The organism is Candidatus Bandiella numerosa (genome assembly GCF_029981845.1).
Lineage (GTDB): Bacteria > Pseudomonadota > Alphaproteobacteria > Rickettsiales > Midichloriaceae > Aquirickettsia > Aquirickettsia numerosa.
The window spans coordinates 616,287-628,881 of record NZ_CP104164.1; the positions used below are offsets into that span (position 1 = coordinate 616,287).

The window sequence follows — 12,595 nt, forward strand, 5'->3', positions numbered from 1 at the left end:
TGCCAGTTATGTCCTTAATTATATCACTTGATATTAAAAATCTAACCAAAGCAAATGAAGTAATTCATCAAACTCATCAATATTTAAGTTTTATCAAAATTGGGCATATAGCCATCTCAAATTTTGATATCAAGCAACTGAAAACGTTTGGTGTGCCTATCATGCTTGATTTGAAGTTTTTTGATATTACGTCAACGGTAAAAGACGCGATATTAGGCTATGCAAAGAGCATAAATAATTTGCAAATTTTTACAATTTCATCAGCATGCCAGGATGAAACAATAAAAATGTCATTGGAACATTCTTGTAAACCATATTTCGTTATGCATTTATCCAGTGATACATTAGATTTTGATAAATTAGTGATAATAAAAAGGGCAGAGCAAATAATTAAACTTGGAGGTCATAATTTTATTTGCCCTCCATTTTTGATTAAAGATTTTAGAGAAATTTTTAAAGATGAGATTAATCTTGCAACCCCTGGCATAAGGAATAATTATGAGGATAATGACCATTCAGCTACTGTTGATGCGCTAACAGCGAAAAAATTGAATACTAATTATATAATTGTGGGAAGACCAATATATAATTCAAACGAACCAAATAAAATTGCAAAGGAGTATTATGACCAATTTGTTTCAATATAAAAAATTTACGCTTCATTCAGGTGGAATTTCTTATTTTAAAATTGAATGCGATGCAATTACTAAGGAAGATTATAAAACTCTTGCAAAAATTGTATCAGATAAAATAAAATTTAAAGATGTTTATGGCGTGCCAAGAGGCGGTATACCTTTTGAAAAAGCGTTAAAAGAATATATTTCAAATGACAGTAATAATTTGTTAATTGTTGATGATGTATTAACAACTGGAGGCTCCATGGAAGAGGCAAAGCTAAAATTTCAAAATCAAAATTATGATAAAATTATTGGAGTTGTAGTATATGCAAGAGGAGATTCACCAAATTGGATTCAGCCGGTATTTAAAATGCATGAGTTCTTTCAATAGATGTTTGACCCTTTGATAATTTCTCCTCCGTTTGGAAATGTTATTAACCTAAGTTATGCAACTTCTGTTTGTGGAACTTACACAGCACAAAAAAGAATTGGTATGTATAATAGATATTTAAAAACACTAAGACCAGTTTGTAAAAATGGAAAAGTCGGATGGATAAATTCTATAGGATTAAGGAATCCTGGTATTCAAAATTTAACTTTGTCTAAAGTGGAAGGTAAAATACTTTCTATTGCTTTGATGGATAAAAAAGATATGTCTGTTTTTTTAGTTAAATTAAGGGATTATATAAACAATCAAAAATTTAATATTAAAGCTATAGAAGTGAATATCAGCTGTCCCAATGCAAAGATAAATTTTATGACCAATAATGAAGTTAATCTTTTAAGGAATCTTGATTTGGAGATTATAATTAAGATACCACCTTCTAAAACATATTTAGATATGATTGATTATTATATTCAGTCTGGAGTGCGGTATTTTCACTTGTTCAATTCTTTCCCAACTAAGAGAGGAGGGCTTTCAGGAAAATTAATTCAAGAAATGTATTTAAAATTAATACAAAAAGCTAAATCTAAGTTTGGAGATTCGATAAAAATTATTGGAGGAGGTGGGATACAATCAATTGAGGATTTAAGGATGTATCAACAACAAGGAGCTGAACATTTTTCAGTTTCAACATTATTCCTCCACCCGATAAAATTAAATAAATTTTTAAAAGATTATAAAAATGACTATGAACATATTACATTGCAATAATACGTTAAAATTAGCTAAACAAATATCAAATCAAATTGGTTTAACAATTGTCAATCGTGTAATTGATAAATTTTCTGATGAAGAATTAATTATAAAAATAAATGATGATTTGTATCAAAAAGATGTGTTAATCACTCATGAATTATTTCCAAATATTAATGAAAATTTGCTACAGTTGTTATTTTTAATAAATGCCTCAAAGAAAAGGGGGGCAAAGCGAGTTCATGCTATTATTCCATATTTTGCATATAGTAGGATGGATCATAAAAAGAATGATCAGGATTTCATCTCTGCTTCATGCATAGCTTCGTTACTTGAGGCAGCTGGCATTGATACATTGATTACTATCGATTTGCACTCAAGCCAAATAGAAGGTTTTTTCAGAATTCCTGTTAAAAATATTACTATGCTTGAGTTATTTAAGTTAAATTTCAATAATTATGATAAAGCAGAGGCTGTAATAGTCTCACCAGACATAGGTGGAAAAATTAGAAGTACAAGTATTAGCAAATTTTTAAATGCTCCTCTTGCAGTAATATATAAACAAAGAGATGAAAAGAATGATGTAATGATGAATGGTATAATGGGTAATGTGCAAAACATGCATTGCATACTAGTTGATGATATTATTGGAAGTGGTCAAACTATAATAAATGCAATAGATGTTTTAAAATCCTTAGGCGCAAAAAGTATTGAAGTAATTGCTACTCATAACTTAATTGAGGCAAAAAGCCCTAATTTAGATAAAATTTTATCAAAAATTAATAAACTCAGTATATCAAATAGTGTACAAACAGATTACAAACAACTATATTTATCTAAAATGCAAATAGTTGATATTAGTGCCCCAATAATTAACTGTATAAAATCATATTTTTAAATTTAACTACTAATGGAAAAAAATATTATCCAGCAAGATTTGCATAATCAATTGACAACAGCACTCAGAATTCTCTCAATTGAAATGGTAGAAGAAGCTAAATCTGGTCATCCAGGAATGCCTATGGGCTTTGCGGACGTTGCTACAATTTTATTTCAATATTTTCTACGATTTAATCCGTATGATCCAACATGGCCTAATAGAGATAGATTTATATTATCAGCAGGTCATGGATCGGCTTTGCTTTATAGTTTGTTATTTTTAACAGGTTACGAGAAATATAAACTTTCTGATTTAAAGAAATTTAGAAAACTTGGCTCTATAACTCCTGGGCATCCAGAATTTGATCCTGAATTAGGTATTGAAACTACCACAGGTCCTTTAGGACAGGGTTTGGCAAATGCAGTGGGAATGGCAATCTCAGAAAAAAAAATGCACGCTTCTTTAGGAGATATAATAAATCATAAAATATATGTAGTAGTAGGAGATGGTTGTTTGATGGAAGGTATTTCTCATGAAGCAATGTCTCTTGCTGGACATTTGGGATTAAACAATTTGGTGATTTTGTTTGATGATAATAAAATCTCAATTGACGGCCCAACTTCACTGACAACTTCAGATATGACGCTTTCCAGAATTTCTTCTTATAATTGGAATGTAATTTCAATAGATGGGCATGATCCAAATACAATATGGAAAGCTTTAAATTCTGCGCAAAAAAGTGACAAGCCAATGTTTATTGCTTGTCGGACAAAAATTGGCTATGGGTCACCTAGTTTTGAAAATTCGGAAGAATCACACGGTAAATGTTTAGGCGATAAAGAAATTGATTTAATTAAAAGGAAATTTAATTGGCAACATGATAAATTCACAATTCCTGCTACAATTTTAAAAATATGGAGAGATTTTTATAAAAGAAATTTATCTGATTATTCGCATTGGGAAAAGGTTCATAAAAAAGCATATTTAGAAAATCAGGCTAAAAATAAAAATTTAGATCATCTTTTAGATCAGATACATAAGTATAAGAAGGAGTTAATCACTTTTAATAATTCTGAAGCAACCAGAAAAAGTTCAAATAAAATTATAGATATAATTTGCTCAAATACCGAAGCATGCATTGGAGGTTCAGCTGATTTATCAGGTTCAAATGGAACAAAATCTGCTAATCAAAAAATTTTCTCTAAAAATGATTATTCGGGTAATTATATCCATTATGGAGTTAGAGAGCATGCAATGGTTGCAATAATGAATGGTATAAAGATACACAGTGAATATATAGTATATGGTGGTACTTTTTTAGTATTTTCAGATTATTGCCGACCGTCTATCAGATTGGCAGCCTTGATGAAATTGCCTGTTGTGTTGGTATTTACGCATGATTCAATTGGAGTTGGAGAAGATGGGCCAACTCATCAACCTATTGAGCATCTATCTGCTTTGAGGGTTATACCAAATTTAAATGTGTACAGACCAGCTGATGCAATAGAAACAGCTGAATGCTGGGAGTTAATATTAAAGGAAACAAGCACTCCTGCAGTATTATGCCTAAGTAGACAAAATTTACCTCAGTTGAGGAATAACATTAATGTTAATAATACTAAAAATTTAGTCGCATTTGGGGTGTATATTCTATATCAGTCAAAAGAAGCACATTCTATATCTATTTTTGCTAGTGGTTCAGAACTGTCTATTGCTTTAGACGTAGCAAAAAATTTGGAGAAAAATGGGATTGGAAGTAAGGTTATTTCTGTGCCTTGCCAAGAATTATTTTGGCAACAGACCCTTGAATATCAAATGGCTATTCTTTGCAATAATACTTTAAAAGTTGCAATAGAAGCGGGTAGTGAGCAATCATGGTCCAAAATTATTGGTCCACATGGGGCATTTTTTGGAATGGATGATTTTGGTAAATCTGCTCCAATAGAAGATCTATACAAATATTTTCAATTGACTGTAGAAAAAATTTCAAAGAGGATCTTAAAAATTGTTAATCCTGCTAGTTAGAGCTGTTTATGCGAAATAATATATCTTTAAAACCAGATTTTTCATACGAAAAGAAAATTGGAGGCATAATACTTGGTATAGACGAAGTTGGTAGGGGTTGTATTGCTGGACCTGTAGTTGTTGCAGGGGTCATTTTAAACGATAATATTGATACCTTACAGATAAATGATTCAAAAAAACTTACCCCCAGCAAAAGAGAAAAGATTTTTACCTATTTGAAGGAACATTGCCATTATTTGATTGAATCTAGCAGTGTTGAAGAAATTGAGGAGATGAATATCTTACAGGCTTCGCTACTTGCGATGAGGAGGGTTATAAATAATATAGAGCATAAATTTGACTATGTTTTTGTAGATGGTAATATTAGTCCTGATAAATCAATGGATAATATAAGTACTATAGTAGGTGGAGATAGTAAGTCATTATCAATAGCAACAGCATCAATATTTGCTAAAGTCACCAGAGATAGGTTTATGGATAAATTAGATCAAGATTATCCACATTATCTATGGAGACAAAATAAAGGATATGGTACTAAACAACACATTGATGCAATTAAAAAATTTGGTATTACGCCATATCATAGAAAAAGTTTTTTAAAAAAAATAATAGGATAATAAATGATAAAAATTTCTAGAAAAATATATTTGTTGGGAGTGTTGGCTATATTGTTTAAAGTTTTCATTGCATCATTCATATACATAAATCTTTTTAGTCAAAAAAATATCGAGGATAGAGTCATAATAATTCCGAAATCTTGCTCAATCAAATGCACTTCTGGCATTCTTTTAGAAGCTGGGATTATACGGAATAAATTATTTTTTATTTCATATGCTAGAAGTTTTGGATTACTTGGAAAAAGGATTGTTGCAGGTGAGTATGAGATACCAAAAGGTGCAAACCTTGTAGAGATATTTGATAAAATATCCAATGGTAGAGTAGTAACTCATCAATTCACCATTCCAGAAGGATTGACAAATTTTCAAATTTTCGAAATTTTAAGAAATCAACATGGTGTTATTAATGATGAAGCCGAACTTAACAAATACAAAGAAGGAGAATTTTACCCTAATACCTATAATTATTTATATAACACAAAGATAAGTGAGCTATTAAATACAATGAATTTGAAAATGAAAAGTATAATTTCAGAAGAATGGGAGAAAAGAGATGTTGCCAATACAGAGGAGCTAAGTAGTCCATTTGATGCATTGATTTTAGCTTCGATAGTTGAGAAAGAAGCAAAGTTAGATGAGGAAAAACCATATATTGCAGCTGTTTATTTAAATAGGTTAAAGAGGAAAATTTCTTTACAAGCTGATCCAACAGTTATATATGGTATCTCAGAAAAGGGTAATTTTAGTAGAAAAGTGACGTATGCTGATTTAAAATTTGATTCTCCATATAATACTTATTTATATGCTGGATTACCTCCAACGCCAATATGCAATCCTGGTAAATCTTCAATTTTAGCTGTGCTTCATTCAGTTCAGACAAATGATATATATTTTGTAGCTGATGGTTCTGGTAAGCATATATTTGCCAGTAGCTATAAACAGCATTTACAAAATATTGAAAAAATTAGGAGTAAATGAATAGTTAATAATTATGAGAGTTATTGCGGGAAAATATAAAAATAAAAAAATCGTTAGTAACGTAAAAGGTGCATCTGCCACTATTAAACCAACCACCTCCAAAATTAGAGAATCTGTATTCAATATCATATACAATTATTTTGCAAAGCATGATTTGATAATTGAAGAATCTTCATTTTTAGATTTGTGTTGTGGTACAGGAACTATAGGTATTGAGGCGATTTCCAGAGGATTTAAGCAAGTATATTTCTTAGATAATAATTATGAAAGCTTAGCTATAACAAGGCACAATTTAGCAACTTTAAAAGTTGATGCTCCAAATTGGAGAGTGGTTAGGTCTAATATTTTGAATTTAGAGATATCAGAAAAAATATTGCTTGATGCTGTATATTTAGACCCTCCGTATAATGTCCCAATTACTATCGATATACTAAATTCAGTTAATAATTTTTTGCATCTAAATTCATTATTAATAATTGAAACGCCAAGAGAAATTTCTTCATCTGCATTGGTAAATCATGAAGTGATTTCTGTTAAGCATTATGGGAATTGCATTGTTTCTGCCCTCAGGTTGAAGAATAATTTATAGCTTGAAAAGCTGATTTTAGAAAACTGGAATTCGTGATTATAATCCAACTTATAATGAGTTGGATTATGGTTGTAATGCAGTAAATTCTCCGACATAAACGGAATTTACTGCAGATACCTCATGTTTATTTTTATAGTCTAGATCAAAATTTATCCTGAGGAAAGTTCATTTTGGTGTATTTTTACTTATATAGCTCACATCCAGTTTTTAATAATAGACGAATAACATTTGCAGCTCGATGAATTGGAAGATTTAATATTTTGTGTATCATCTTATCTTGATAAATATTGTTCGAATCAGTTCCATTGAAAATAAGCTTCAAATCCTCAATAGCTTGTATTTTATCAATTTTAATTTCTTGCTTATTTTCAGATAATATTTTTAACGTTACTTCTACACCTTTTAATTTATTATCTTCCCGTACTTGATCGGAAATACTGCTATTATTTTTATATTTATCCAAATTATAAGCGTATTTATAAAATTCTATTAAAAGTTCATCAGGCGCATTAGGTATTTTAGTGCATACAAGTGTATAGGTAATCTTGTTTTTTAATGGATTACTACTATTTGTATCAAATTTTTCATTTTTCGTAACATTTGTATTGCAGCCTATTAAACAAACGCATATTAGTGCAAATAAAATTCTTGCCATAATTGTTAATTATATAATACATTTTCCTGTGGTAATTAAACCACAAGACAATTATCAATTCAATAAATATTTAATTAAATTTTCAACAGAGCGGAGCCCCAGGTTAACCCACCACCTACAGCAGCAAGGGCTATTAAGTCACCTGTTTTGATTTTTCCACTAGACATGTAATGGTCAAGGGCAAGAGGTATTGACGCGGCTGAAGTATTTGCATGATGTGGTACTGTTGAGACTGATTTTTCTATGTTGATGTTAAGCTTATCCATAACAGCATTTATTATTCTTTCATTTGCTTGATGTAGCAAAATCCAATCTAAATCTTCTAAATTTAATTGGTTTTTATTCACAATAGACTTGATTGATTCTGGCATTTTAGTAACAGCATATCTAAAAACTTCTCTACCATTCATCTCAATTTTTTTATTTAAATTACCAGAAGAAATGCCACCATTAACAGCCAAAATATTTTGAAGACTTCCATCTGAAAATAATTCGATATCAATAATGCCGTAAGAATCATTGCCATCAGTTTTTTCAAGGATAACTGCTCCAGCTCCATCACCAAATAGCACGCAAGTTGATCTATCGGTCCAATCTATGATTCTTGACATTGTTTCTGCACCAATTATGGCAACTCTTCTTGCTTTATTAGATTTAATAAGTGAATCACCAAGTTGAAGAGCGTACAAGAAGCCAGAGCATACAGCTTGTATGTCAAAGGCAAAGCCTCTATTCATCTTTATATTATTTTGAACTCTTACAGCAGTAGCCGGAAAAACTAGATCTGGCGTTGTTGTTGCTAATATCAAAGCATCTAAATCATTCGGATTAATATTTGCGTTTTTCAACGCATTAATCGCTGCTAATGTTGCTAAGTCGGAAGTCTTTTGGTCTTCTGTTGCAATATGCCTTTTTTTTATACCTGTTCTAGTTTGTATCCATTCATCAGAAGTATCTAATATTTGCTCTAAATCAGCATTAGTTAAAATTTTTTCTGGTAAATAACTTCCTACACCAATTATTTTTGAAGAAATCATGTATTCTTAATTCCTAATATTTTTGCTGAGGTTTGCTTTATCTTATCAACAAAATTTAATCCTGTACCTTTTTCTTCGAATATCTCAAGTTCTTGTGATATTTTGGCATTTATATTATTTTTTACTAATGTATAAGCTGTATTAATAGCATTATATATCCCATCTGCACTTGCAGAGCCATGACTTTTTATTACAATTCCTTTTAATCCAACAAGCATAGCCCCATTATTTTTGTTTGGGTCAATAACTTTAAGAGATGCTTTTATTTTTGATTTTAAAAGTAATCCAGCAAACTTTGTTACTAATCCTCCATTCATAATAGATGATTGTATTAAATCTATGCATGTACTTGCTGCTCCTTCTGAGGCCTTAAGGAATATATTACCAGAAAATCCATCTGTAACCAGTACGTCTATATTGCCTTTCACCACGTCGTGTCCTTCTATAAATCCATGGAAATTTAAACCAGATTTTTCGAGAATTTTATATGTTTTGAGTTCTAGTTCTCTACCTTTAGTAATTTCCGATCCAACGTTTAATATGCCTATCTTAGGATTTTCAATTTTTAAAATTACTTTTGCAAAACAGATTCCCATTAGTGCAAAGTGAAATAAATGTGATTCATTACATTCTAAATTGGCTCCCATATCAAGCAACACGGTGCCTTTATTATTTATACTTGGAAATATAGCCGTAATAGCAGGCCTTTTTATGTGTTCAAGACTACCCAATACCATTTTAGATGTTAGCATAAGTGCACCAGTATTTCCACATGAAACTGCCGCATGTGCATCACCGTTTTTAACTGCTTCTATGGCTTTTCTCATGCTAGAATTTTTGCCATTTCTCCATGCTGTGGCTGGTTTATCTTCATCAGAAATTGCAACTTCACTGTCAATTAATTTATATTTATTTTCTGGGAAGTTGTAATCAATGATTTTAGGCAAAACAATAGACTTTTTGCCATATAGTGTAAATATTACATCATCATGAGACTTAAAAAACCCATCTATAGCTTCTATGATCGCATCAGGTGAATTAGTTCCACCCATGGCATCAATACTAATAATAGTCTTATTAGACATAATTGATTTTATTATTTATCCTTAGTTTCAGAAGGAAATTCTGATTTCTTATCAGTTTTAATTTGTTTAGTTTTTTCTTTGGTTACTTTAGGTTCTTTACTTCCTGGGTGACTATTGTCTGCTTCCTTATTTTTCCCCTTCGGCTTTACCATTTGTTTACCATTGTAATAGCCATCTTTTAAAGATAAATGGTGAGGCAATTTTGGTTCACCAGTTACTGAATCGAAAGAAATAGAAACTTTACTTATTCCATCATGCGCTCTTCTGCTATTTCTTTTTGATCTGGATGTTTTTTGCTTAGGTACAGCCATAATTTCGTACAACTTAATTTGTTTATTGAATCCACTTATATAATAAATTCACTCCAAATGCTAGTAAAATAGTGACTATGACATCAAGAAAACACAAAATTATTATTAAAGTTCTTCCTTAGATTATGGCCTGACATTAGAAATAAGTTCTGGTTCATTTTTAATCATAAACAGCGCTATATGAATCCCTAACTTTTTATCAATTAATTTAATCGGACCAACGTTATAGTGTAGGATTTTTAATCAAGAAAAGTACTTATTGCTGTAAAGGTTTTTAGATATTGCACCCTCCCATTTATCACCATTGTCTATCAACTTGTTTTTATCGTATAATAGCTCAGCATGAGTTTCTGTTGCATATTCAAAATTTGGTCCTTCTACAATTGCATCCACTGGGCATGCTTCTTGGCAAAGCCCACAATAAATACATTTTGTCATATCAATGTCGTATTTTGTGGTTCTTCTGCTTTTGTCAGATCTTGCTTCTGCTTCTATAGTTATAGCTTGCGCTGGGCAAATTGCTTCACATAGTTTGCATGCAATGCATCTTTCTTCACCATTAGAATATCTTCTTAATGCATGTTCTCCCCTAAATCTGGGGCTTAAGTATCCTTTTTCAAAGGGATAATTAATTGTTACCTTTCTTTTAAACAAATATGTCAAAGTTAAAAACATACCTTTTAATATATCTATCAACAGGAAAGATTTAATATGATATTTCAATTCTTTTAATTTCAAATTTAAAACCTATGTTATGAATCGTTTCTGATTATAGCAATACGATCAATACTTTGCAAATCCTTAAAAATTTCAATCTCATATCCTTTCGCCTCAAATATCTCTCTAATTTTTTTGCTTTGATTGAATCCCATTTCTAGAATTATAATCCCATCTTTTTTGAGAAATATTTTTGCATTTTTTGCTATAATTCTATAATTTTCTACTCCATCATTATGGTCAGTTAATGCATTTTTTGGTTCATAATTTAATACGCTAGGCTCTAAATTTTGCCAGTCATCAATTGTTATATACGGAGGGTTTGAAATAATAATATCAAATTGATCAGTATTTTCGATATTACTAAACCAATTGCTTATCTTAAAATTTACCCTTTTATCTATATCAAATTTTTTGGCATTGAGTATGGCTATATTCAAGGCCTCTTCAGAGATGTCAATCCCTAAACCAATTGAAAATTTTAATTCCGAAAGTAATGATAATATGATGCATCCACTGCCCGTGCCCAAATCTAGTATATTTAATTTTGCATCAATTCTATTTGTTAATTTTTTTAAAATTAATTCGATAATTAGTTCTGTTTCAGGCCTTGGTATAAGGACATTATTGTTAATAATATAATTTTGTTTCCAAAAATACTTACTACCTATAATATACGCCACAGGCTCAAATTTTAATCTTCGCTCAACTAAATTGATATATTTTGAATACGTATCTGGTGATATTTTTTCATTTAATTTGAATATTAAATTTTCTGAATCAGCCAAATTTAAGATGTGGGATAATAAGATTTTTGCATCTAGTTTATATGTTTCAATGCCTATTTCCTGAAGTATTTTTTGAGCATTATTTAGTGCTGCTGATATAGTTATTTTATCAATTTTCACGTATAACTTCTGTTTCAAATTCAAAACATTGATTTAAATCTTGAAGATTTAGTTTGCCTATAGCGTTTAATCCATCGCCACCAATGAATTTATTAGATTGAAAAAGGATTATTTTATCTATCAGATTTTCTTTTATAAAAGAGGTGTTTATTTTTTGACCGCCTTCAATAAGTAAATTATTAATTCCTAAATCAGCAATATGATTTAGAACATCATTAAGATTAAGACCTATATCTGATTTTTTGACGGTAATCACTTTAATATCACCATCTATATTTTTTGAATTTTGTGAGGTAAAAATTATAGTTTTGATTCTCTTTGCAGTTTGTACTATTTGAGAGTTTTTTGAAATTCTTAAATCAGAATCTAGTATGATTCTTATGGGGCTATGTTGTTCGTCGTATAATCTACATGTTAAAAGTGGGTCATCTGCAATAACAGTGCCTATTCCTGTTAATATTGCATCATTTTTCGATCTTAATTGATGTGATAATTTTCTTAGTTTTTCACTGGTAATCCACTTACTCTTACCATTTGCTAGGGCAATTTTACCGTCTAAACTTGTTGCAATTTTTAATGTAATGTATGGTCGATTTTGCAACATTCTTTTTTTAAACCCATTTATAATTTCTTCACATTCATTTTTTAAAATTCCTACTGTAGTTTCAATTTTATTATTTTTTAAAATCTCTATGCTTGTGCCACTAATTTTTGGATTTGGATCAATTGTGCCAATTACAACCCTAGAAAATTTTGATTGAATTATTTTTTTAACACATGAAACATCATTTTCCTTATCATTGCAACATGGCTCTAAGGTGATATAAACAGTGCTTTTTGCCAGTTCCTTATCGTGTAATTTATCTATAGCTAAACATTCGGCATGAGGTCTACCACCATTTTCTGTTCTCGCGCTAGAAATAATTTTATCGTCCTTAACAATTATGCATCCAACAGAAGGATTGGAACCAGTTCTTCCAATACCTGATTTTGCCATATCAAGTGCCTTATTCATGAAATACACATCGTTATCCATGA

The 12,595-nt window shown here is 30.3% G+C and carries 14 protein-coding genes and 1 pseudogene; 8 read left to right on the plus strand and 7 right to left on the minus strand.

Annotated features, from left to right (window positions below; translation table 11 throughout):
* Positions 1–8: 8 nt before the first annotated feature.
* The 8 genes from pyrF to N3Z17_RS03020 are packed head-to-tail and all read left to right on the plus strand — an operon-like array spanning position 9 to position 6,844.
* A complete protein-coding gene (pyrF, locus tag N3Z17_RS02985) occupies positions 9–647 on the plus strand; it encodes an orotidine-5'-phosphate decarboxylase (RefSeq protein ID WP_282472524.1) in 639 nt (212 codons plus the stop codon).
* Positions 625–1,008, plus strand: a complete 384-nt coding sequence (locus tag N3Z17_RS02990; protein ID WP_282472525.1) for a phosphoribosyltransferase — start codon at positions 625–627, stop codon at positions 1,006–1,008. The genes pyrF and N3Z17_RS02990 overlap by 23 nt, the downstream gene beginning before the upstream one ends.
* Entirely contained in the window at positions 1,009–1,773 is a 765-nt protein-coding gene (locus tag N3Z17_RS02995) for a beta/alpha barrel domain-containing protein (protein ID WP_282472526.1), read from the plus strand.
* Positions 1,751–2,653: a ribose-phosphate diphosphokinase gene (locus N3Z17_RS03000; protein ID WP_282472527.1), complete on the plus strand. Its 903-nt coding sequence runs from the start codon at positions 1,751–1,753 to the stop codon at positions 2,651–2,653. Before N3Z17_RS02995 ends, N3Z17_RS03000 begins: the two co-directional genes overlap by 23 nt.
* 12 nt (positions 2,654–2,665) lie before the next feature.
* Positions 2,666–4,660: a transketolase gene (gene tkt / locus N3Z17_RS03005; RefSeq protein ID WP_282472528.1), complete on the plus strand. Its 1,995-nt coding sequence runs from the start codon at positions 2,666–2,668 to the stop codon at positions 4,658–4,660.
* Between the two features lie 8 nt (positions 4,661–4,668).
* Positions 4,669–5,277 carry a ribonuclease HII gene (locus tag N3Z17_RS03010; protein ID WP_282472529.1) on the plus strand — a complete coding sequence of 203 codons (609 nt, stop codon included), beginning with the start codon at positions 4,669–4,671 and terminating at the stop codon, positions 5,275–5,277.
* A 3-nt stretch (positions 5,278–5,280) separates the two neighbouring features.
* Complete coding sequence (gene mltG / locus N3Z17_RS03015) at positions 5,281–6,255, plus strand: endolytic transglycosylase MltG (protein WP_282472530.1); 975 nt, start codon at positions 5,281–5,283, stop codon at positions 6,253–6,255.
* Between the two features lie 13 nt (positions 6,256–6,268).
* A complete protein-coding gene (locus tag N3Z17_RS03020; RefSeq protein ID WP_282472531.1) occupies positions 6,269–6,844 on the plus strand; it encodes an RsmD family RNA methyltransferase in 576 nt (191 codons plus the stop codon).
* Between the two features lie 181 nt (positions 6,845–7,025).
* Here the strand turns inward: N3Z17_RS03020 and N3Z17_RS03025 are convergent, their stop codons facing one another.
* The 7 genes and pseudogenes from N3Z17_RS03025 to ribD all read right to left on the minus strand — a co-directional run bounded on the left by N3Z17_RS03025 (position 7,026) and on the right by ribD (position 12,593).
* The gene (locus tag N3Z17_RS03025; protein ID WP_282472532.1) at positions 7,026–7,499 is read right to left on the minus strand and encodes a hypothetical protein; all 474 of its coding nucleotides are present in this window, start codon (positions 7,497–7,499) and stop codon (positions 7,026–7,028) included.
* 74 nt (positions 7,500–7,573) lie between these two features.
* Entirely contained in the window at positions 7,574–8,536 is a 963-nt protein-coding gene (locus tag N3Z17_RS03030) for a beta-ketoacyl-ACP synthase III (protein ID WP_282472533.1), read from the minus strand.
* Positions 8,533–9,621, minus strand: a complete 1,089-nt coding sequence (gene plsX, locus N3Z17_RS03035; protein WP_282472534.1) for a phosphate acyltransferase PlsX — start codon at positions 9,619–9,621, stop codon at positions 8,533–8,535. Before plsX ends, N3Z17_RS03030 begins: the two co-directional genes overlap by 4 nt.
* 122 nt (positions 9,622–9,743) lie before the next feature.
* Positions 9,744–9,932: pseudogene (gene rpmF / locus N3Z17_RS03040) on the minus strand (50S ribosomal protein L32); the annotation flags it as partial.
* Between the two features lie 243 nt (positions 9,933–10,175).
* Positions 10,176–10,655 (minus strand): NADH-quinone oxidoreductase subunit NuoI, encoded by a 480-nt coding sequence (nuoI, locus tag N3Z17_RS03045; RefSeq protein ID WP_236869725.1) that lies wholly within the window; start codon positions 10,653–10,655, stop codon positions 10,176–10,178.
* A 29-nt stretch (positions 10,656–10,684) separates the two neighbouring features.
* On the minus strand, positions 10,685–11,557 hold the full coding sequence (prmC, locus tag N3Z17_RS03050; RefSeq protein WP_282472535.1) for a peptide chain release factor N(5)-glutamine methyltransferase: 873 nt from the start codon (positions 11,555–11,557) through the stop codon (positions 10,685–10,687).
* Positions 11,547–12,593: a bifunctional diaminohydroxyphosphoribosylaminopyrimidine deaminase/5-amino-6-(5-phosphoribosylamino)uracil reductase RibD gene (gene ribD / locus N3Z17_RS03055; RefSeq protein WP_282472536.1), complete on the minus strand. Its 1,047-nt coding sequence runs from the start codon at positions 12,591–12,593 to the stop codon at positions 11,547–11,549. Before ribD ends, prmC begins: the two co-directional genes overlap by 11 nt.
* Positions 12,594–12,595 lie beyond the last annotated feature (2 nt).